Here is a 20,402-nt window from a genome sequence, read left to right as displayed (position 1 = left end):
CGAAAGTCGACCGGACGAAATACCTGTCAGACCGGGCCGACATGCTTCGGCAGGATCCGCTTCAGGTAGGCGCGGTTGGCGGCACTCACGCTGAGACCGTCACCGCCGTAATGCTCGCAGCCGAACGCACCGCGGAAGCCGAGCGCGATCGCCTTGGTGACGGCCGCGCGATAGCTGATCACACCGGTCTCGAGCGGGGCCGGCGCGCTGAGATAGATCCCCTTCGATTCGTCCACGATCCGGAGGTAGTTCTTCACGTGCCAGTAGCGGACATAGGGCATCGTCTTCTCGACCATGCTGGCCCAATGCTCGACCGGACGATGCAGCCGGACCAGGTTGCCCAGGTCGGGGTTCAGGCCGACCGCCGGATGATCGATGTCCTTGACGAACTTGACCGCGCTGTCGGCTGTTCCGAGATAGGTGTCCTCATACATCTCCAGGGCGATGTCGATACCGACTTCGGCTGCATGACGCCCGAGTTCGCGCATGCCTGCGACCGCGCGAGCATAGACTGCCGGATCGTCCGGGTTGCGCACGCCGTCCACGGTCCAGAACCACAGGACCTTCTTCTGCTCGTCGGTCAGCGGACCGAACAGCCCGAAACAGGCCGTGCGAGCGCCCAGGTCGGCGGCAGCATCGATGACCCGATGGCAATAGGTGAGATACTCGTCGCCCCGCTCGGGATCTATGATCGAACGTCGCGACGTCGAGATGGCGGGAACGGTCAGGCCGACCTCACGCAGCGCCTGCTTGAACTCGTCGCGGCGTGCCTGCGTCAGGTCGGCGACGCGAAGCCAGCAATCGGTCGGATCGATCTCGGTGAAGCCCGCATCGGCGATCTCCGACATCGTCGCGGCCCAGGCCTCCGCAGGCTGATCCTGCACGGATGTACCATCGGGGAGGATATTCGCGTACTGGATCATCGCCGCGGCGATGGGCCAGTTGTCTCTGTTGAGATTGGACGGGTTGAAAGCGGACACGACGACTGCTCCTGGCTGCGTGGCAGAAGTTGGGGAAACGATGCAAGCAGGCAGGGCGCCAGCCGCCGGTTTGCCTATGCCGCTTGAACGACAGCACGAGGCAGTCGGACAAGACCGGGCGCCGGAAGACCAATCACGTCAGCGGCATGATCAACGTGCGTCGCGAGGTGCGATGACACTGGACAGTCTCCCGATCGGCTCTCGGGCCGGCAGCAATAATACCCTCCGGCTGGAGTCGTTCTCAGGACGATAGCCAACTCCGCCATATCCGTCTAATCCGGCTTTTCCTGCAAAACATACACATTCGGGTATGGGTCGATGATACCTGTCCGACGTCATCTTGCCGCCAACTGGTTCATCCAGAGCCGCCTGAAGCTCCGGCACCTGCAGGTGCTTGCCGCTCTCGTTCGCGACCGCAAGCTGCACCAGGCCGCCGCCAGCCTCGGCCTGTCGCAGCCGGCAGCCTCGAAGCTCCTGATCGATCTCGAGACGGCGATCGGCCAGAAGCTGTTCGCGAGGCACGGGAGAGGCCTCGAACAGACCATCTATGGCGAGATCCTGACCCGGCGCGCGCAGGCGATCCTCGCCGAACTGGATGGGGCACGCGACGAGATCAACGCGATCCAGGACGGCCATCTCGGACGGGTCACGATCGGGGCGATCGACGGGCCGATCGTGGACCTCCTGTCGTCGGTGCTGGCAGCCGCCCAGGAGCGCCACCCGCGCATCGAGCTCGAGCTCGAGGCCGGATCGAGCAACTTCCTGCTCGATCGACTGCTGACCGGTCATCTCGACATGATGCTGGGGCGTCCGGTCCCCTCGTTCGACCGCAGCATGTTCTCCTACGAGGAACTCGGCACCGAAGCGCTCCGCCTGGTCGGGCGTCGCGGGCATCCGTTCCAGCATGGGCGCACCGTCAATATCGCCGAACTCCATGACGCCTCCTGGGTGCTTCAGGCGCACGGGTCCCGGCTGCGGGCGCGGGTGGACGACCTGTTCCATACCGCGGGCCTGCTTCCGCCGGCGCGGATCGTCAGCACGAACTCGCTGCTCATGACCCTCACCTATGTCGCACGGACCGACGCGATCAGCATCGTTTCGGAGCCGGTCGCACGGCAACAGGAAGCGTGCGGCCAGCTCTGCATCCTGCGGCTCGATACCGAGATCAGCGCCGGAGCCTATGGCCTGATCCTGCCGAGCCAGCGACCCTGCTCGCCTGCAACCCACGTGGTGCTGCAGCTGCTTGCCGATGCGCGGCGGGCGACCATGCAGGGCTGATCACCGGCCGGGGGCGTGCGTGGCGGACGTCAGGACCGTTCGTGTTGCAGCGCGCTCTCGGTGATCTTGAGGTCGTCCTCGAGGGGGCGCATGGGCGTGATCCCGCTCGTCTGCAGTGCCGCGTGATAGACCCGCACCGCGTCCTTCGGCGCGACCGCCTGATCGACCACCTGCCGCATCAGCGCGATCAAGGTCAGCGGCTGCTCGGCGAGATTGATTTTCCGGCCGAACAAAGCAAGCCGCGCTCCGTAGCGTTCCGCCTGGTGCACCAGCTCGAACGTGTCCCGTGTCGTGCCCGCACTTCCTCCCAGAACGCCCACCACGAGAGTCGGGTCGAAGGTGGCGAGTTCCTCGATGGCCGCGGGGCTGTTGAACGGGATCTTGAGAAACAAGGGCCGGTCGGCCTTCATCACGCCCGCCAGGCAGCGCACGATATGATCGTTCAGCAGAAAGCCGATATCGTTCTGGTCGAGGCCGGTCGCGGTGTTCGGGTTGAAAACCTCGAGAAAATGCCGGAAGCCGATCTTCCCCGCTTCGGCACGGAACGCGATGTATGCCTCCAGCGAGGCGAGATCGGCGGTGAGGTTGTTGTTGATCGTCATCGAGTAGAGACCGAGGTCCGTGCCGGTTACCGGAGCGTCCGGTGTCGCGGTGGTCTTACCGTGCATGATGCGCGGCAGGACTGCAGAACTGTGCGGGATCGACATGGCGGAGGCGTAGTTTTCGCTCCGCAGGCCGCCCCAGATATCGGTGGTCTCGTTGGCGCGGATCGCCGGCTTGACCAGGCTGTTCCGGAAGGTTCCCTCCTCGTTCAGCACTTCCAAGTTGGAAGCGGACACCAGCATGATGTCGACGATGTCCTGGGCGACCACCGCCTTGATGCTGTCCAGATATTCCCGGCGGGTACGATAGCCATCGATCGTGCCATCCTTCCGACGGCGTGGGCCGGCCATCCGCACGCCACCGCCCATGTCGCCGTCCTTGGCATCCGCGATCATGAAGTCGTTGCGCGTGTAGTGTCCCGAGAGAATGTTGTGAAGCTTCTGGTCCATGCGGCTCATGATAAAGTTCCTCTTTGAAATTTCGATTACCAGATGCTGTAGCCAGCATCCGCGACGATGATGGCGCCGGTCAGCAGGCTCGATGCGTCGGATGCGAGGAAGAGCGCGACCGAGGCGATTTCCTCGGCGGTTCCGGCGCGGCCCATCGGCGTGGCTTCGAGCCAGACGTCGCCAAGACCGGGTATGCGCAGCCCTGCGCCGGACATCGTCGTGTCGATGTAGCCGGGCGCGATGCTGTTGACGCGCACGCCGCGCGCGGCCCACTCCCCCGCCAGCGATCGCGTAAGGTGGTGCACACCCGCCTTGGCGGCGTTGTAGTGCGCCTGCCGTTGCGGGCGGTTGGAGATCAGGCCCGACATCGAGCCGGTCGTGACGATGCTTCCGCGCCCGCGCTCCAGCATGTGCCTGCCGAAGGACCGGCAGCACCAGAAGACGCCGTTGAGGTTGATGTCGATCATCCGGAGCCAGACATCGTCGGTCATGTCCTCGCCACCCGTATCCGGCCACGCGATCCCGGCATTGGCGAACAGGATATCGATTGGACCGAACTGCTGCTGCGCGTCGTCCGCTACCCGCCGTACATCGTCGGAACGGGTGACGTCGAGCTGGACCGCGTGCGCGTCATGTCCGGCATCCTTCAGGATGCCGAGACCCTCCGCGAGCAGCACCTCGGACTGGTCGGAGATGACGACGCGCGCCCCGGCTTCGGCGAACGCATGTGCCGCAGCCAGGCCGATCCCGCGACCGGCGCCGGTGATGAACGCCGTGCGACCGTTGAGCCGGTATTTCTCGAGATACATGACAGTGTTTCCTGCAACATGACGGTTTCTACTTGACCGCGCCGAAGGTAAGTCCGCGGACCAGCTGCCGCTGCGTCATCCAGCCGAGCATCAGGATCGGGGCGATCGCCAGGACTGACGCTGCCGAAAGCCGAGCCCAGAACAGGCCTTCCGGACTGGAAAAGGATGCGATGAAGGCGGTCAGCGGAGCCGCCTCGGACGAGGTGAGGTTGATCGACCAGAAGGTCTCGTTCCAGCTCAGGATGATCGAGAGCAGGCCTGTGGAGGCAATGCCGGGTGCCGAAAGCGGCAGCAGCAGAAAGACCATCTGCTGCAGGAAGGTCGCGCCATCCATCCGGGACGCTTCCAGGATCTCGTGCGGCACGTCCCGGAAGAACGAGTAGAGCATCCACACGACGATGGGGAGATTGGCAAGCGTGTAGATCGCGACGAGGCCGACGCGGGTGTCGAGCAGCCCGACATCGCGGAAGATCAGGTAGACCGGGACAAGGACACCGACCGACGGCATCATCTTGGTCGACAGCATCCAAAGCAGAAGGTTCTTTGTCCTGTGCGTCGGATAGAACGCCATCGCGTAGGCTGCCGGAATGCCCAGGACCAGGGCGGCGGCCGTCGAACCGATACTGACGATGATGCTGTTGGCTGCGAAGTGCAGGTAGTCGCCGCTTTCCAGCATCGAGGCCAAGTTGGCGAAGGTCGGACGGAAGAACAGGAGCGGGGTCGAGGATATGGCCTGCGCCTCGGTCTTTATCGACGTGAGTGCCATCCAGAAGATCGGGAAGAACACGATCGCGCCGATGATCCAGGCGAGGGCGGAGAGGGAGATCCGGGCGGATGCGCTGGGCTGGCGCATCTCAACGCTCCATGCTGGTGGCGACGCTGCGCACCAGGAAGAACGCGACGATGTTGGCAAGCACCACGGCGATGATGCCGCCTGCCGACGCGCCTCCGATGTCGTAGCGAAGCAGGGCCGTCTTGTAGACGAGAAAGGGCAGGTTCGTGGTGGCGATGCCCGGGCCGCCGCTGGTCGTCACCAGGATCTCGGCAAACACCGACAGCAGGAAAATCGTCTCGATCATCACGACGATGCTGATCGGCCGCGCCAGGTGCGGCAGCATGATGTAGCGGAACCGCGCGATAGGGCCCGCACCGTCCATGTGCGCGGCCTCCATCTGGTCCTGGTCGAGCGATTGCAGTGCGGTCAGCAGGATCAAGGTGGCGAACGGTATCCACTGCCACGCCACGATGATCCCGATTGCCAGCAAGGGAACGTTGGAGAACCAGTCGATCGGCGTCACACGCAGCAGGTGCGCGAACCAGGCGAACAGTCCGGTGACGGGATTGAGCAGCAGGTTCTTCCAGATCAGCGCACCAACCGTCGGCATGACAAAAAAAGGAGCGATATACAGCAGTCGCAGGATACCCCGGCCGATCAGCGGCTGGTTGAGCAGGACCGCCGATAGCGTGCCGAACGTTATGGTGGCGATCAGGACCCCTCCGACGAGAAGAACCGTGTTCCAGATCGACCGCCAGAGGTCATGCCCTTCCAGCAGATAGGCATAGTTGTCAAAACCGACGAACCCGCCGGCCGGCCGGAGCAGGTTGTAGCGCTGGAACGAAAACCACAGCGTCAGGACAAGCGGGACGATCATCCAGATCAGCAGCACGATGACCGTCGGCGACAACATCAAACGTGCCTGCGCTGCGCCATGTCCGCCTGTCTTGCCGCCGTGGCCGACCTGCGCCTCCGAGCCAAACGCCATCCCCGGACGTTCCTGAAGCATGCTCATCGCGCGTCTACTTGAGATACCCGCCCTGCGTCATGGCGCGGGTCGTGTCCTGCTGGGCCTGCTTGAGCGCGTTATCGACGCTCTCCTGGCCCGACACCGCCGCGGCGATCTGCTGGCCGATATTCGTGCCGATATCCTGCCACTCGGGGATGCCGACATAGCTGATCCCGACATAGGGAACCGGCTGATCGACCGGATGCCTCGGATCCGCCGTCTGCATGGCCTGCAGCACGATCGGCGCGTAGGGCGCGGCCTTCAGATAGTCCGGATTGGCATAGGTCGAGGTGCGCGTTCCGGGTGGGACGGCACCCCATCCGGAGGTCTTGGCGACAAGCGCGATATAGGCCGGCGAGGTTGCCCACAGCGCGAAACGCTTGGCGGCTTCCGCCTTGCGCGAGGTTTTCGGGACTGCCAGCGTCCAGGCCCAAAGATAATGCGAACCGACGGCGGACGTCTCATAAGGTGCCGCCACGTAGCCGACCTTGCCGACCACCTTGCTCTGGGTCGGATTGCCGAGGAAACTCGCCGACACGGTGGCGTCGACCCACATCGCGCACTTGCCGCTGGCAAACAATGCCAGGGTTTCATTGTAGCCGTTCGAGACCACACCCGGCGGTCCGGAATCCTTCAGCAGCTTGACGTAGAAATTGACAGCCTGTTTCCAAGGCGCCGACTCGAGCTGGGCATTCCAGTTCATGTCGAAGTAGCGGCCGCCGAAGCTGTTGGCGAGGTCCCCGATCGTGCCCATGTTCTCGCCCCAGCCCGGCTTGCCACGCAGGCAGATGCCATAGACGCCCTGCGACGAATCGTTCAGCTTGGCTGCGAAGTCCGCGATCTGGGTCCAGGTGGGGTTTGCAGGCATCACCAGGTTCTTGGCCTTGAACAGGTCGGTCCGATAGATCGTGAAGGTGCTTTCGCCGTAGAACGGCAACGCGTCGAGATGACCGTCGACGGTCAGCGCGTTGCGGATCGGCTTCAGCAAATCGTCTACCTGGTAGGAGGCTGGGATGTCGGTGAATGGCGACAGCCATCCCAGCTTGCCCCAGATCGGAACCTCGTAGACGCCTACCGTAACGAGATCGAGCTGACCCGCATGCGTGGCGACGTCGGTCGTGACGCGTTGACGGAGCACGTTCTCTTCGAGCGTGACCCAGTGCAGCTTTATGTCCGGGTTTTCCTTCTCGAACTGCGACGACAGCTTCTCCATGACGATCATGTCGGAATTGTTCACGGTTGCGATCGTGATCGTCGTGGCGGCCTGAACAGGGGCGTTCGATGCGATGCCGAAGCTAATGGCGAGCATCGTTGCGAGTGTGCGCGTTTGTTTCATCTGGACATCTCCAACTTTTCTTATTCGACGCTTTCGTGAGTCGCGGCGGTGATCGCGGCGTCCGGCCGCTGCCAGGCCGCCAGCCGGGGCCTGTCGTCCTGCCCCAGCACAAGGAGGCATCCGGCCATGAACGTGTCGCCCAGGCCCAACGTCGTTGCCGGCCTCGCCACGTAGGGCGCGGAAACAGCAACGAAGCTGCGTCCTCCGAGGGATGCTGGAAGCTCCGGTGGTGGCTCGAAGATAGCCTCGGCGGACGCGCCCTCCGGCTTCGAGACCTGCCCGGTCGCCGCCCTGGAACTGGCCAGCAGACATCCGGCCAGCAGCGCCTCCCGCTCCTGCGTAGCATCGCCGGTGGTCAGTGACGCTGCCCAGTTGTCGGCATGCACGCATATCCTCTGAAGGTGCAGACGGACTGCCAGGTCGAACATCCCGGTCGCGAGAGACGTATCCGGAGGGACCAGCGCCTCGTATTCCGACAGGCTCAGTCCCAGCGAGGTGATGTGCCCGGACAATCCCTCGAGGACCGCGTCGCGGTAGGCGTCGCACTCATACCCGGCCAGCTCCAGGTGGATCACGAACGTGCCTTGCCTGCGCCATTCCCCGACCAGGCGCCGCGTTCTGGCAAGCGCGCCCTCGAGGTCACCCCGCCCCACGCAGTTATAGCCGGAGAGCACGCCGGCACCGGCGTTGCGGGCAAGCCGGGCACTGAGCGCGTTGTATTCGCTGTCATCCTCGAGACCGGGATCATCGAACCTTACGATGATCCGTGACGATCGCTTCAGGAGTGCGCCGTCGAGCGCGCGTCCGGCGCTGAATTCGAAAATATAGATCTTGTTCGCATTCGGCTGTGTCGGCCGGAGCTGGGCGATCTCGACAGCCTGTCCCTCATGCGCAAGATGAAGACCTGGATCCAGGGCAGCCATCTGCTCGGGACTGCGGGTTGCGAGTGCGAGCAACGCCGGCGCGCCAAGCCGCGTGAGGATTCGCGCCGCATGTGGCCCGGTCCCTCCGGGGAGGTGCCGGAACGCCAGGGTGTTATCGAGCCAATCCGGGCCACCGGGCCAGTCGACACGAATCTCGCCGCCGATCCCGGCCTTTGCGCGAGCGACGAGCATCCCGGCGAACTCGACGGCCTCGGCAGGTGCAGTCGCTTCCAGAAGCGCCTGTGCGTCATGCAACGAGACCATCGCATCGACGCAGGCAGACAGACCGCACAAGGTCAGCCTGGCATGCGCTATATGATCGTCGAGACGGCTCGCAGCATGTCGATAGTCGTCATTCCAGCTCATGGTTCGACCTCCCCGGGGCGCGTGCACCCCGACCGTCCGCTCTGTGGCGTTTATGCCATCTTCATGCCTGAGCATGCGCAGTTCTGCGGTTATCTGCAGCATGCTGCATGCTGTCAACCTGCGATGCTGGTCATCCGTGCCAGGTTTGTGTTAATTCGGCGGGCTGATCAGCCGGGTGATCTGGAGGTAATTGGTGGACGAGATGCTGCTTCGGACCGGCAACCAGGATGAGGTAAGCAGCAACCTGCCGGCGGCGCGCCAGACCAAGCTGGTCGAGCTGGTGAAGAAGCGCGGTCAGGTCTCCGCCAGCGAACTCGTCAATATCTTCGGCGTCTCCAGGGACACGATCCGGCGCGACCTCACTCTTCTGGAGGAGCGCGGCCTGCTGGTCCGCACCCACGGCGGCGCCGTCCCGCGGGAGCGGCTGGTGACCTCCTCCATCACGACGCTGGATAGCCGCATGAACATGCAGCGGAATCCGAAAGAGCGCATCGGCAAGGCTGCGGCGCAACTGATTCGGGATCGCGAGACGCTGATGCTGAACGGCGGATCGAGCATCGCCTACTTCGCGGACGAGCTCGGCAGCCATCACGACCTTACGATCGTCACCAACAACCTGCATGTGCCGTCCATCCTGCCGGCGCATGCCGTCCGGGCCGTGTATGTTCTCGGTGGTACCTACATCGCGAGTTCACAGGTCATGGTCGGTTTTGCCGGCTTCGCGGCAATGCCCCAGATCTCGGTCGATACCGCGGTCATGGCCGTGTCGGGCCTGTCGTCGAAGGGTTGCTCGATCAGCAAACTGGAAGAAGCGACGGCCACCAGGGAGATGATGGCCGCGTGCCAGCGAACGATCCTGCTGGCCGACAGCAGCAAGTTCGACGTCCAGGCTTTCGCGATGGTGGCGAACTACGATCTGGTGGAATATCTGGTCACCGACGCCCAGCCTGATGGCGACCTCGCAGCAGCACTGGAAGAGGCCGGGGTCAAGATCGTCGTGGCGGGTTGAAACGGAACAGGCCGCCGCGACACGGCGCGCCCACGGTCCGAAAAAAGGGAGAAGCATGTCATGAAGGCCATTGTCTACGATGCACCGCGCTCGTTTTCGTATCGCGATGTCGCAGAACCGAAGGTCGAGGACGACGAGGTGGTGATCCGCGTTCGCGCCTGTGGATTGTGCGGCACCGATCTGCATATTCACGAGGGCGAGTTCGGGCCACGGTTCCCGCTCATCCCGGGACATGAATTTGCCGGCGAGATCGTCGAAGTCGGCAAGGCCGCAGGAAACTGGCGGGCCGGCGACCGGGTGGTGGCCAACTGCAACCGCGCCTGCATGGAGTGCTTCTATTGCCGCCGCGGCGAGCAGCTACGCTGCGAGAACCTGGTGGCCTACGGCATTCAGATGGATGGCGGATTCGCGGAGTTCATGCGGATCAAGGCGCGCGAGCTCTTCTCCGTGTCGGGCCTGCCGTGGCGCGAGGCCGTCATGGTTGAACCGACCGCCTGCGCGGTGCATGGCATGGACGTACTAGATGTCAGACCTGGTGCGGATGTTCTGATGTTCGGCGCCGGGCCGACCGGACAGGTACTGGCACAGCTGCTTAAGCGGAACGGTGCTGCGCGCCTGACCGTCGCCGCACCTGCAGGCCCGAAGCTGACACTGGCCGAGCGGCTGTCGGCGGACCGGGTGGTTGCCGTGGACCGCCATCATCCCGAGGCGCATCGTGCTGCGTTGCGCGACATCAGCCCCAACGGGTTCGACTATGTGGTGGAAGCCACGGGCGCGCCGGAGATGTGCGCGGAAGCCGTACGGCAGACGCGTCGCGGCGGCACCGTGCTGATCTATGGCGTCTACCCCGAACCGGCGACATTTCCGGTCAACCCGTTCGACGTCTTTCGCAACGAGATCACGATCAAGGGATCCTTTGCCCAGATCCACGATTTCGGGCGGGCACTCGCCTATCTCGAGACCGGTCAGGTCAAGGTGGACGAGATCGTGACGCACGAGTTCAAGCTGAAAGACTGGGGCAAGGCTCTCGAGCATTCATGGCAGCGGCAGGGAATCAAGTCCGTGATCATTCCGCCGGGTGGCAGCTAGCGCTCAGTCCGGCAGCATCTTCGTCCGGTTCGGCCGGACGAGGCTTCAGTGGAGCAGTCGCTCACTCGTCCAGGGAAAAACTCGAGAGAATAGCTTTCCTGACATTCTGCAGATGAAGCTCCATCTGCGCTGCCGCCGCATCCGGATCCTGCTTCTCGAGTGCGTCCAGGATGGCGAGATGTTCCGTCTGACCGGGTGCGAACCGCGCCGGGATCTTGTCGATCCCGAACATCCTGGTACGGTCACGTAGATCGGCCACGAGCCGCTGCAAGGTCCGGTTGCCGCTGGCTTCGGCTATCCCGTTATGAAGCTGATCGTCGACCAGCCAATGCTGTTCCGGCGTCACCTTTTCCTGACGCATCGCTTTGACCGCGGTTCGAATGGCCTTGACCTTGGATGCGGAAACCCGTCGTGCGGCAAGGCGCGCCGCCTCGGCCTCGAGCAGGACACGCAGTGCGAGGATTTCCATGATCTCGCGTGAGTCGATCGCATTAACGATGATCGTACGGCCGTCCCGCCGCAGATGCCCCTCGCCTTCCAGTCGGCCGAGCGCTTCCCTGACCGGCGTACGGGACAGTCCAAGACGCTCTGCAATACGTCGCTCGCTTACCACGGAGCCGGCGGCGAGTTCACCCGACACGATCCAGCCGCGCATGGTCTCGAACGCGCTCTGGGACAGTGTGGACTCAGGAACGATCGACATCTGGCACCAGAAGGTTGGATCCCGTCTTACACGAGCGCCGAGGGCGACGCCAACCGCACGCGGACGTTGCGGTTGCCCGTCGCTTTAACCGGACGACGCCAATCCCCCGGCGCGCTCGATGAAGCTCGCGATTTCCTCGACGCCCGTTCCCGCCCGGACGTTTGCGAACACGAAGGGGCGCTCCTGCCGCATCCGCCGCGTGTCCCGGTCCATGATCTCGAGGCTGGCCCCGACATGCGGCGCCAGGTCGATCTTGTTGATCACCAGGAGGTCGCTGCGTGTTATCCCGGGCCCTCCCTTGCGTGGTATCTTGTCTCCAGCGGACACGTCGATGACATAGATGGTCAGGTCGGCCAGTTCGGGGCTGAAGGTCGCGGCAAGGTTATCGCCGCCACTCTCGATCAGGATGACGTCCAGCGCAGGATATTGCCGATTGAGTTGCGCCACGCCAGCGAGATTGATGCTGGCATCTTCCCGAATGGCCGTGTGCGGGCAACCGCCGGTTTCAATCCCGAGAATACGTTCCGGTGCCAGGGAACCAGCCCGCGTCAGGAACTCTGCATCTTCCTTCGTGTAGATGTCGTTGGTGATGGCGGCGACATCATACCGGTCCCGGAACTTTCGGCACAATGCGTCCATCAGCGCGGTCTTGCCTGATCCGACCGGACCTCCGATCCCGACACGAAGCGGGCCGTTGGTGGTGTCCTTATGCGGCTCTGCAACTGCAAGTGTCATGTGCGGAACAGTCTCGTTTGCTGTGTTTCGTGATGAAGTGCCGCAAGATCGGCGTTCAGGCTGAACCCGCCCAGATCCCCGGCGCCGGCGCATGCACTTGCGGCGCTCGTCGAAATAATTTGGTCTTCCAGGGCTGCCAGGGCGCGGAGACCATCGGTCTGCCCAAGTGGCACCAGGCGCACCGCGGCCGAGATCAGGTTTGCCACAAAACCATGCAGCGCGAGCAGAGCGGCATGATCTTCCCCGATCCCGGCGATCCGGAACGTCGCTCCCATCACGACCGGAAGCGGCCAGAGGGCGCGATCGTCCGACACGATTATTCCGGGCACCACACCCCAGGTTCCGATCGCACGGGCAAATGCATTTCCCTGTGCGGTCATCTCTTCATGCCGTTCCCGGGACGGAGCCAGCGCCGCGGCCAGGTCCGCCACATCCTGCAGGGCCGCATCATCGTCGCATCGCCATGCGAGACGGAGAAGAACGCAGTCGGTCCAGCCGGATCCGTTGGTGATCACGGTCGTCATCCAGTCGATCAGGCTTGCCCGGTCATGCACCAGCCCCTTCTCGACTGCCCACTCCAGTCCGTGGCTATAGGCGAATGCGCCCGTCGGGAACGATGGCGACAGCCACACCATAAGCCTGACCAGCTGGCTGTCAGTGATCGTGGGTATGTCCATGTCCGTCATGCTCGTGATGGTGGTGCGCATGAACGTCCGGGGCCCGGCTATCCTGTTCATGATAGGCGCCGCTCTGCGGATCGAACGGCGCATCGATTTCCTGAACCAGTCCGCCCAACCCCCGAACCATGGCGGCAATGACATGGTCGTTCCGGATCAGGATCCGGTCGGTCTCGATGGATGCGGCCAGGTGCCTGTTTCCGAGATGCCAGGCCAGCTGGAGCAGCAAGGTCATGCTCCCCGCCCTGATCTCGAGAAGTGCCTCGTGCGCTGCCGTGACGCGCACGACCGCCCCGTCCGGAAGCAGAAGGCCGTCGCCGTCGTACAGGTGCCGCGCCGTTTCGAGATCGAGGAGAAACTCGGTGCCTTTCGTTCCCTGCATCAGCACACGGCGCCGAAACCTTCCGTCATGATCGGCGACGAGTCGATCGACTTCGCGCGCCGGATCCCAGTGTCCCGCCGGCAGGACCACCGTGACCCTGATCAAAACAGGAAATACCGTTGTGCCATGGGCAACTCCGCCGCTGGTTCGCATGTGAGCAGCACACCGTCCGCCCGCACTTCGTAGGTTTCCGGATCGACCTCGATCATCGGCATCGCGTCGTTGTGGATCATGCTCCGCTTGCCGATCCCACCCCTGGTGTCCCGGACCGCCGACAGCATCCGCTTCAGGCCCAGTCTCTGGCCGATATCGTCTTCCAGGGCCGCGTTGGAGACGAAGGTGATGCAGCTCGCGGCCAGGGCGCCGCCGAGTGCGCCGAACATCATGCGGCCATGCACCGGCTGCGGCGTCGGGATCGATGCGTTCGGATCTCCCATCAGGGCATGCACGATGGCGCCACCCTTGATCACGAGATCCGGCTTCACGCCGAAAAACGCAGGATGCCACACCACGAGATCCGCAAGCTTGCCGGGTTCGATCGAACCGACCTCGTGGCTGATCCCGTGCGCGATGGCAGGGTTAATCGTGTATTTGGCGACATAGCGTTTTGCGCGTGCATTGTCGGCGTCCCCATCGCCGGCGAGCGCGCCCCGCTGCATCTTCATCTTGTGCGCCGTCTGCCATGTCCGGATGATGACCTCGCCGACCCGGCCCATGGCCTGGCTGTCCGACGAGATCATCGAGAGCACGCCGAGATCGTGGAATATATCCTCGGCGGCGATCGTTTCCTTCCTGATCCGGCTTTCCGCGAAGGCGATATCCTCCGGGAGACTGGAGTCGAGGTGATGACAGACCATGAGCATGTCGAGATGCTCGTCCAGCGTATTGACCGTGAACGGCCGCGTCGGATTGGTCGAGGATGGCAGGACGTTCGGCAGGCCGGCGACGCGGATGATGTCGGGAGCATGCCCGCCTCCCGCGCCCTCGGTGTGGAATGCGTGTATCGTCCTGCCCTCGAACGCGGCAATCGTATCCTCGACGAACCCGCTTTCGTTCAGCGTGTCGGTATGGATCATCACCTGTACGTCCATCCGGTCGGCGACCGAGAGTGCGCAGTTGATCGCAGCCGGCGTGGTGCCCCAATCCTCGTGCAGCTTCAGGCACGCGGCGCCGGCCCGCACCATCTCCTCGAGCGCCGCCGGCCGCGAGGCGTTGCCCTTGCCCGCGAACGCGATGTTGACCGGCAAAGCCTCGGCCGCCTGCAGCATGCGCGCGAGGTGCCATGGCCCCGGCGTGCAGGTCGTGGCGGACGTTCCGGTCGCCGGGCCGGTGCCGCCGCCGATCATCGTCGTGATGCCCGACGCGACCGCCTCATCGACCTGTTGCGGGCAGATGAAATGGATGTGGCTGTCGATGCCGCCGGCGGTGACGATCTTGCCCTCGGCGGCGATCACCTCGGTGCCCGGTCCGATGATGATGTCGATCGAGCCCTGCACGTCCGGATTACCGGCCTTTCCGATCCTGTAGATCCGACCTGCAACGATCCCGATATCGGCCTTGACGATACCCCAGTGGTCCAGGATCAGGGCATTGGTGATGACGGTGTCGACGGCCCCCTCGGCGTTGCTGAGCTGCGACTGGCCCATGCCGTCGCGGATGGTCTTGCCGCCGCCGAACTTCACCTCCTCGCCATACTGCGTGAGATCGCGTTCGACCTCGATCAGCAGCGCAGTATCGGCAAGCCGGACGCGGTCGCCGGTGGTCGGGCCGTACATGTCCGCATAGGCGCGTCGGCTGAGGCGAGCCATCAGTCCAGGTCTCCCATGATCTCGGACCGGAACCCGATGACGCGTCGCGCCCCGCCGAAGGGGATCAGCACGACCTCGCGGGTCTGCCCCGGCTCGAAGCGCAGCGCGCCGCCGGACGGAACATCGAGCCGACGCCCGCGCGCGAGACCGCGATCGAAACGCAGGGCCGGATTGGTTTCCGCGAAATGGTAATGGCTACCGACCTGGATCGGCCGATCGCCGGTATTCACCACCTCGATCGACAGGCAGTCGGCGTTCTCGTTGAGGATGATCTCCCCCGCCCGGGTCAGGATTTCCCCGGGGATCATGTCCGGCACCGGACCGGCTGCGTCAGCGGATCGGTTCATGCACCGTCACCAGTTTTGTCCCGTCGGGGAAGGTTGCTTCGACCTGGACGTCCGGGATCATTTCGGCGATCCCCGACATGACCTGGTCACGGGTGACGACGTAGGCGCCCGCCTCCATGAGATCGGCAACGCTGCGGCCGTCCCGGGCGCCCTCGACCACGAAATCGCTGATCAGCGCGATCGCCTCCGGATAATTCAGCTTGACGCCGCGATCGAGCCGCCGGCGGGCCACGATTGCTGCCATGGCAATGAGCAGCTTGTCCTTCTCACGCGGCGTGAGATTCATGGTGTCCTGTCTCCGTCCCTGGGCGTCCGCGTTTGCAGATGCATCAACCCTGCCAGACCCTGGGAAGCATGCCCTGATCGAGCAGACGCTCCAAGACGCGACGGGTCACGCGTCTGTGGCCAATATCGTGCGTCGACAGAACCCGCACCACCAGCAGCCCGTTCCACGCCGATGCCGCCGCCGAGACACCGGCAGGCAGATCATCGCCCAGGGCCGCTCTCACGCCTCCGAGACGCGCGGGCGCATCGGGGCTCACCAGCACGATCATCGCGGACAGGGTGGCACCGTTGCCGATTGCCGGCTGGGCCAGCGCCGCTGCGGCATCGCCATCCCATTTCAGTGCGTCGACGAAACACAGCCGGCCGCCGCGACGGATGCGCATGCTGTCGCGCAGACGCAGGGTATTGACCGTCTCCCCGGAACCGGCTCGTCCGAACACGCGGCTCTCGATCCCGAGGAACCGTGCATCGGCTTCCATGTCGACCTCGAGCCTGCGCTCAAGCACGGCACCATCGAACAGGATGGTCTCCTGTGGGAGCCAGTCGAGCGACGCGCCCGCGTCGAGCCGGATGGACATGTCGACCCGGGCAGCATCCTCGCAGGCACGCGCGCGATAGCACCGTTCGGCGGCCTGGCTCGCCACGACCAGCCGTGACCCGGGCAGGCAGGCGATCCGGCCGGAGAGCTTGTCGCCGGCGGCAATGCCGCCGGAGATGTTGACCATGACGGCTTCGAGCGGGGCCGACGGGTCCGTGCGTGGGAACAGGAGCTTGAGGCAGCCCACCTGGCCGAGGGTCCGGATCCGCGTCGGCGCGCCCGCCCGGGGGCCAGCAACGCCGACGGAGAGCTGGAACGAGCCGCGGGACCGTTGGAGCCCCGGCGGCGCTGCGTCATTGGCGTGCATCGGCGGCAGTAAGCGGGCAATTCGCGGGTGCCGCAACCGCACCGGCATCATCGGGGCAGACCGGGAACCAGTCGGCTCGACAACGCCGCCACGATGCCTGCGTCGGCATGCCGACGCAGGAACAACACCGTGCGGGCCGTCTTGCAGCGGGAACCATGCGTCGCGCCTCACATGGATCAGACGCTGGTCAGACGGCGTTGCAGCCTGTTCATCATGGTATCCAGGTCGGTCCGATCCTCGCGCGTCAGGACATAGCCTGGGCGCCTGAGCGATGCGGACGACAGCACTCCGCGCCTGAACAGGATCTCCTTGCGCACTGCGAGCCCCATGACCGGCTGTTGCTCGTAGCGAACCAGCGGCAGGTAGGCATCGAACAGATCTTCGGCGGCATCCATCCTGCCCTCCCGCGCCAGCCGGACGACGCCTACGAGCATCTCGGGATAGCCGAAGCCGGTCATGGCGCCGTCCGCGCCGCGCCCCATCTCCTGCGGCAGGAAGAGCCCGCCATTTCCGGTCAGGATACTGATGCGCCGGCCGGCCTCGGCGACGGTCGCCCGGATGCGGCTCAGCTTGGCCAGGCCCGGCACGTCCTCGTGCTTGAGCATGACGATCTGCGGCAGGTCCCGCACAAGGGAATTGAGGACCGTGACCGGCATCTGCACGCCGGTCGCCTGCGGGAAGTCCTGGAGGACGACGGGCGTCCGCTCGCCGACCACCTCGCAGGCGGTGCGGACATAGTCGCTGACCGCAGCATCGTGCTTCAGGTTTCCGCCCGGGGCGATCATCACGCCCGCGGCACCCTTGTCCATCACCAGGCCGGCGAGCCTGCCCATGCTGCGCGGATTGGGTGAACTGACGCCGACAACGACCGGCACCCGCCCGGAAACCGCTGCCAGGAACCGTTCGGCGACGAGGAGAGACTCCTCCGGAAGCAGCTTGTCCGCTTCTCCCATCATGCCCAGAATAGTCAGGCCGCTGACCCCGGCCGCAACATAGAACTCGACCAGAGTTTCTATGTCGCCGACCAGAAGCTGGCCGCCCGTATCGAACGGGGTGACGGCGATTGCAAACACGCCGACTTCGGCCTCGGTAATAAGTCTGCCCAAGTCGACCCCGCCATCTCTGAACCAGTGGTATACCATATTTATACCTTTCAGCGATTGCAATCGATCGCTGACTACCCGGTCCGAGAATGCATATTACGGGTAGTGCCTGGAGCCTGAAATCCGTTGCGACGAGCTCGGTATCTGAGTGGTATACCGTTTGCATTCCCATGGCGGACGTAAGCTGAAACGGGCCCTGTCATCGGCAGGCTCGCGTTCGTTCATGCACCGCAAGAGCCGTATCGCCGCATTCCATAATTCCTTCCCTCGATTGCCGAAGACCTACATTTCGAACCCAGGACAACGACATGACCAAGCGGCGGACCCATCATCGATATGATCGTCATCTTCTGCGCGTTGGCCTGACGCTTTCGCTGCCGGTGCTTCCGATAGGTGCAGCGTACGCACAAACTATCGGCACACAGCAGGCAACGGCACCGGGTCCTTCATCCACCGCCACGGCGGTCACCGATGTGAACGAGGCGATCGTCGTCACCGGGGCCCGCGGCGTTCGCCGCTCGGTCGCATCCAGTTCGACGCCGATCGATGTCGTGACATCCAAGGATCTGAGGAGCACCGGCAAGTCCGGTTTGCAGGAGGCGCTCTCGGATCTCCTGCCCTCGTTCGCCCTGCCCAGCCAGGCCGGCGGCAACATCAGCTCGATCGTGCGGACAGCCACGATCAGAGGTCTGGACTCCGACCAGGTCCTTGTTCTGGTGAACGGCAAGCGGCGCCACGTCAGCTCGGTGGTCAATGTCTCGGGCACGGTCAATACCGGCTCGCAGGCCGTCGACCTGAACCTCATCCCGATTGCCGCCATCGACCACATCGAGATCCTGCGGGACGGCGCCGCCGCACAGTACGGCTCGGACGCGATCGCCGGCGTCATCAACATCATCCTCAAGAGCGGCGACCACGGCGGGAGTGCCTATGCCAGCAGCGGGATCTATGGCGAGGGCGACGGCATCACCTGGCAGACCGACGACGATATCGGCTTCAAGCTGGGACAGGATGGCTTCATTCACCTGTCCTACGAGGGCGTCCGGCAGGATCATACAGGCCGCGCACTCACCTCGACATTGCCTTACTACTATGCGGGCGACCCCCGGAACTCGCTGCCGCACCGGGTCACCTATAGCGGCTACGGACAACCCGAGCAGCGTACCCAGAGCATCGCGGTCAATCTCGAAAAGCCGATCACGCCCGGGATCACCTTCTACGGCTTCGGGACCTATGCCCATAACGAGGGCGTACAGTGGGAGAACTTCCGGCAGCCTGCCGCGAACGACGCCGTGCTGGCGATCTTCCCGAACGGCTACCAGCCGCGCGAGGACATCACCCAGGACGACGTGTCCGCGACCGTCGGCTTCAAGGGGGCCGACCTGTTCGGGTGGAAATGGGATCTGAGTTCCACCTATGGCCGCAACTACGCCAACATCCAGACACTCAACACCGTCAACTCGACCTACGGCGTGAACAGCCCGACCCAGTTTCGCGATGGGGCATGGGAAGCCACCGAAATCACCAACGATTTCGACGTCACGCGCGCCTTCAACCTGCCGGTTCTTGCAGCACCGCTGAACGTTGCAGCCGGACTGGAACAGCGTATCGACAGCTATCGCATCATCGCGGGCGAACCGTCATCCTACCTGAATGGCGGCGTGCCGATCCTGACCGGGCCGAACGCCGGAAAGTTCCTGAATACGCCGGGCGCACAGTCGCAGGCCGGTTTCCTGCCAAGCCAGACCGCCAATCTCTGGCGCAACAACGTGGGCGGCTATATCGACCTCGAGACCAAGCTGCTGCCGCAATGGCAGGTCGGCGCCGCCGGACGGTTCGAACATTATGACGATTTCGGGAACAACAAGATCGGCAAGGTCTCGACCCGGTACGAGGTGACCAAGTGGCTCGCGTTGCGGGGGGCGATCAGCAACGGGTTCCGCGCGCCGTCACTGGGCGAGGAGGGCTACCAGGCCCAGAACACCAGCTTCTATAAGGGCGTGCCCTACAATTCGGTCAATCTTCCGGTCTATTCGGCCGGTGCCCAGGCACTGGGTGCGCAGGCACTGCGGCCGGAAACCTCGATCGATTACAGCGCCGGCTTCGTACTCAAACCGATGCACCGGATGACCGTGACGGTCGATGGCTACCAGATCGGCATTGCCAACAGGATCGTCGAGAGTGGATATATCGGACTCTCTCCGGGCGGCACCCTCGATCCCGGCGTAGCATCGCTTCTGAAAGGTATCGGCGTCGAAGGCGTCGGCGCAGCGCGCTACTTCCTCAACGGTGCCCGGACCAGGACCCGTGGTCTCGATATCGTTGCGGATTATCGCTCCGACTTTCAAAATTATGGCCGAGTTCTCTGGACTGCCGGGTTGAACCTCAACGAGACGCAGATCCTCGGGCTGAGCACACTTGCCAGAAGCACTGTCTTCGGAACCCAGGTGCTGGACAAAACGGCCCAGCACAATCTCACCGAGACCAACCCAAAGAACAACCTGGCACTCGGGATCAACTACACACTCGGACGCCTCAACATCGTGCTGCGCGAGCATCGCTGGGGTTCTCTTGTCGCCACATCGACCGTGACCGGCGGCGATTCTTTTCTCAGCCCGCATTGGACAACCGATCTCGATGCCGGCTACATGGTGCTCCAACGACTGCGCGTCTCGATCGGTGCGCAGAATCTTTTCAACGCATATCCCGATCGCACGAACTCCCTGAATTTCTCATCAAACACCTTCAACGGCGCGCAGATCTACAACGCGAACTCTCCGTATGGCATCAGTGGCGGGTTCTATTACATCCACGCGAACTACAATTTCTAG

General features: G+C 63.8%; 20 protein-coding genes. 4 read left to right on the top strand and 16 right to left on the bottom strand.

All coding sequences use genetic code 11. The annotated features are described in order from the left end of the window. Window positions 1–26: 26 nt before the first annotated feature. Window positions 27–980 carry a sugar phosphate isomerase/epimerase family protein gene (locus HN018_RS01290; protein ID WP_204259630.1) on the bottom strand — a complete coding sequence of 318 codons (954 nt, stop codon included), beginning with the start codon at window positions 978–980 and terminating at the stop codon, window positions 27–29. A 318-nt stretch (window positions 981–1,298) separates the two neighbouring features. Between HN018_RS01290 and HN018_RS01285 the strand changes: the two genes are divergently transcribed. Beyond that, entirely contained in the window at window positions 1,299–2,258 is a 960-nt protein-coding gene (locus tag HN018_RS01285; protein WP_171832830.1) for a LysR substrate-binding domain-containing protein, read from the top strand. A gap of 29 nt (window positions 2,259–2,287) precedes the next feature. Here HN018_RS01285 and HN018_RS01280 read toward each other — a convergent pair whose 3' ends face one another. From HN018_RS01280 to HN018_RS01255, 6 genes are read right to left on the bottom strand one after another with little or no spacing between them, the layout of a single operon-like run. Then, window positions 2,288–3,319 carry a hypothetical protein gene (locus HN018_RS01280; RefSeq protein ID WP_171832829.1) on the bottom strand — a complete coding sequence of 344 codons (1,032 nt, stop codon included), beginning with the start codon at window positions 3,317–3,319 and terminating at the stop codon, window positions 2,288–2,290. A gap of 26 nt (window positions 3,320–3,345) precedes the next feature. Beyond that, complete coding sequence (locus tag HN018_RS01275) at window positions 3,346–4,119, bottom strand: SDR family NAD(P)-dependent oxidoreductase (RefSeq protein WP_171832828.1); 774 nt, start codon at window positions 4,117–4,119, stop codon at window positions 3,346–3,348. Window positions 4,120–4,147: 28 nt separating this feature from the next. Then, on the bottom strand, window positions 4,148–4,972 hold the full coding sequence (locus tag HN018_RS01270; RefSeq protein WP_171832827.1) for a carbohydrate ABC transporter permease: 825 nt from the start codon (window positions 4,970–4,972) through the stop codon (window positions 4,148–4,150). Between the two features lies 1 nt (window position 4,973). Then, complete coding sequence (locus HN018_RS01265) at window positions 4,974–5,882, bottom strand: carbohydrate ABC transporter permease (protein WP_204259629.1); 909 nt, start codon at window positions 5,880–5,882, stop codon at window positions 4,974–4,976. A 34-nt stretch (window positions 5,883–5,916) separates the two neighbouring features. Next, window positions 5,917–7,239, bottom strand: a complete 1,323-nt coding sequence (locus HN018_RS01260) for an ABC transporter substrate-binding protein (RefSeq protein ID WP_171832826.1) — start codon at window positions 7,237–7,239, stop codon at window positions 5,917–5,919. A 20-nt stretch (window positions 7,240–7,259) separates the two neighbouring features. Continuing rightward, window positions 7,260–8,528, bottom strand: coding sequence for an ADP-dependent glucokinase/phosphofructokinase (locus tag HN018_RS01255; protein ID WP_171832825.1), 1,269 nt, complete (start codon window positions 8,526–8,528; stop codon window positions 7,260–7,262). A 202-nt stretch (window positions 8,529–8,730) separates the two neighbouring features. On the opposite strand from HN018_RS01255, the gene HN018_RS01250 reads away from it, so the two are divergent. Both HN018_RS01250 and HN018_RS01245 read left to right on the top strand, forming a co-directional pair. Continuing rightward, window positions 8,731–9,537 carry a DeoR/GlpR family DNA-binding transcription regulator gene (locus HN018_RS01250; protein WP_239479229.1) on the top strand — a complete coding sequence of 269 codons (807 nt, stop codon included), beginning with the start codon at window positions 8,731–8,733 and terminating at the stop codon, window positions 9,535–9,537. Window positions 9,538–9,597: 60 nt separating this feature from the next. Beyond that, on the top strand, window positions 9,598–10,626 hold the full coding sequence (locus HN018_RS01245; RefSeq protein ID WP_171832823.1) for a zinc-dependent alcohol dehydrogenase family protein: 1,029 nt from the start codon (window positions 9,598–9,600) through the stop codon (window positions 10,624–10,626). A 61-nt stretch (window positions 10,627–10,687) separates the two neighbouring features. Here HN018_RS01245 and HN018_RS01240 read toward each other — a convergent pair whose 3' ends face one another. The 9 genes from HN018_RS01240 to HN018_RS01200 form a co-directional block, all read right to left on the bottom strand. Next, window positions 10,688–11,329, bottom strand: coding sequence for a GntR family transcriptional regulator (locus tag HN018_RS01240; protein ID WP_171832822.1), 642 nt, complete (start codon window positions 11,327–11,329; stop codon window positions 10,688–10,690). A gap of 84 nt (window positions 11,330–11,413) precedes the next feature. Further along, window positions 11,414–12,064 (bottom strand): urease accessory protein UreG, encoded by a 651-nt coding sequence (ureG, locus tag HN018_RS01235; RefSeq protein ID WP_171832821.1) that lies wholly within the window; start codon window positions 12,062–12,064, stop codon window positions 11,414–11,416. Further along, on the bottom strand, window positions 12,061–12,741 hold the full coding sequence (locus tag HN018_RS01230; protein ID WP_239478919.1) for an urease accessory protein UreF: 681 nt from the start codon (window positions 12,739–12,741) through the stop codon (window positions 12,061–12,063). Before HN018_RS01230 ends, ureG begins: the two co-directional genes overlap by 4 nt. Then, on the bottom strand, window positions 12,719–13,213 hold the full coding sequence (locus HN018_RS01225) for an urease accessory protein UreE (RefSeq protein ID WP_239478918.1): 495 nt from the start codon (window positions 13,211–13,213) through the stop codon (window positions 12,719–12,721). The genes HN018_RS01230 and HN018_RS01225 overlap by 23 nt, the downstream gene beginning before the upstream one ends. Before the next feature lie 11 nt (window positions 13,214–13,224). After that, window positions 13,225–14,931, bottom strand: coding sequence for an urease subunit alpha (gene ureC, locus HN018_RS01220; RefSeq protein WP_171832820.1), 1,707 nt, complete (start codon window positions 14,929–14,931; stop codon window positions 13,225–13,227). Next, complete coding sequence (locus tag HN018_RS01215) at window positions 14,931–15,278, bottom strand: urease subunit beta (RefSeq protein ID WP_408886737.1); 348 nt, start codon at window positions 15,276–15,278, stop codon at window positions 14,931–14,933. The genes ureC and HN018_RS01215 overlap by 1 nt, the downstream gene beginning before the upstream one ends. Then, entirely contained in the window at window positions 15,262–15,564 is a 303-nt protein-coding gene (locus HN018_RS01210) for an urease subunit gamma (RefSeq protein ID WP_171832819.1), read from the bottom strand. The genes HN018_RS01215 and HN018_RS01210 overlap by 17 nt, the downstream gene beginning before the upstream one ends. Window positions 15,565–15,607: 43 nt before the next feature. Next, entirely contained in the window at window positions 15,608–16,468 is an 861-nt protein-coding gene (locus HN018_RS01205; protein WP_171832818.1) for an urease accessory protein UreD, read from the bottom strand. Window positions 16,469–16,644: 176 nt separating this feature from the next. Further along, on the bottom strand, window positions 16,645–17,574 hold the full coding sequence (locus HN018_RS01200; RefSeq protein ID WP_239478917.1) for a dihydrodipicolinate synthase family protein: 930 nt from the start codon (window positions 17,572–17,574) through the stop codon (window positions 16,645–16,647). A gap of 305 nt (window positions 17,575–17,879) precedes the next feature. Between HN018_RS01200 and HN018_RS01195 the strand changes: the two genes are divergently transcribed. After that, window positions 17,880–20,402 (top strand): TonB-dependent receptor plug domain-containing protein, encoded by a 2,523-nt coding sequence (locus HN018_RS01195; protein WP_171832816.1) that lies wholly within the window; start codon window positions 17,880–17,882, stop codon window positions 20,400–20,402.

Source organism: Lichenicola cladoniae (assembly GCF_013201075.1).
Lineage (GTDB): Bacteria > Pseudomonadota > Alphaproteobacteria > Acetobacterales > Acetobacteraceae > Lichenicola > Lichenicola cladoniae.
Note: the sequence above shows the minus strand (reverse complement) of the source record. Positions and strands in the feature narration are given on the sequence as shown.

Coding starts and splice junctions, on each gene's coding strand:
- HN018_RS01285 (WP_171832830.1), top strand. CDS start 1,299: ATGATACCTGTCCGACGTCATCTTGCCGCCAACTGGTTCATCCAGAGC.
- HN018_RS01280 (WP_171832829.1), bottom strand. CDS start 3,319: ATGAGCCGCATGGACCAGAAGCTTCACAACATTCTCTCGGGACACTAC.
- HN018_RS01275 (WP_171832828.1), bottom strand. CDS start 4,119: ATGTATCTCGAGAAATACCGGCTCAACGGTCGCACGGCGTTCATCACC.
- HN018_RS01270 (WP_171832827.1), bottom strand. CDS start 4,972: ATGCGCCAGCCCAGCGCATCCGCCCGGATCTCCCTCTCCGCCCTCGCC.
- HN018_RS01265 (WP_204259629.1), bottom strand. CDS start 5,882: ATGGCGTTTGGCTCGGAGGCGCAGGTCGGCCACGGCGGCAAGACAGGC.
- HN018_RS01260 (WP_171832826.1), bottom strand. CDS start 7,239: ATGAAACAAACGCGCACACTCGCAACGATGCTCGCCATTAGCTTCGGC.
- HN018_RS01255 (WP_171832825.1), bottom strand. CDS start 8,528: ATGAGCTGGAATGACGACTATCGACATGCTGCGAGCCGTCTCGACGAT.
- HN018_RS01250 (WP_239479229.1), top strand. CDS start 8,731: ATGCTGCTTCGGACCGGCAACCAGGATGAGGTAAGCAGCAACCTGCCG.
- HN018_RS01245 (WP_171832823.1), top strand. CDS start 9,598: ATGAAGGCCATTGTCTACGATGCACCGCGCTCGTTTTCGTATCGCGAT.
- HN018_RS01240 (WP_171832822.1), bottom strand. CDS start 11,329: ATGTCGATCGTTCCTGAGTCCACACTGTCCCAGAGCGCGTTCGAGACC.
- ureG (WP_171832821.1), bottom strand. CDS start 12,064: ATGACACTTGCAGTTGCAGAGCCGCATAAGGACACCACCAACGGCCCG.
- HN018_RS01230 (WP_239478919.1), bottom strand. CDS start 12,741: ATGGACATACCCACGATCACTGACAGCCAGCTGGTCAGGCTTATGGTG.
- ureC (WP_171832820.1), bottom strand. CDS start 14,931: ATGGCTCGCCTCAGCCGACGCGCCTATGCGGACATGTACGGCCCGACC.
- HN018_RS01215 (WP_408886737.1), bottom strand. CDS start 15,278: ATGAACCGATCCGCTGACGCAGCCGGTCCGGTGCCGGACATGATCCCC.
- HN018_RS01210 (WP_171832819.1), bottom strand. CDS start 15,564: ATGAATCTCACGCCGCGTGAGAAGGACAAGCTGCTCATTGCCATGGCA.
- HN018_RS01205 (WP_171832818.1), bottom strand. CDS start 16,468: ATGCACGCCAATGACGCAGCGCCGCCGGGGCTCCAACGGTCCCGCGGC.
- HN018_RS01195 (WP_171832816.1), top strand. CDS start 17,880: ATGACCAAGCGGCGGACCCATCATCGATATGATCGTCATCTTCTGCGC.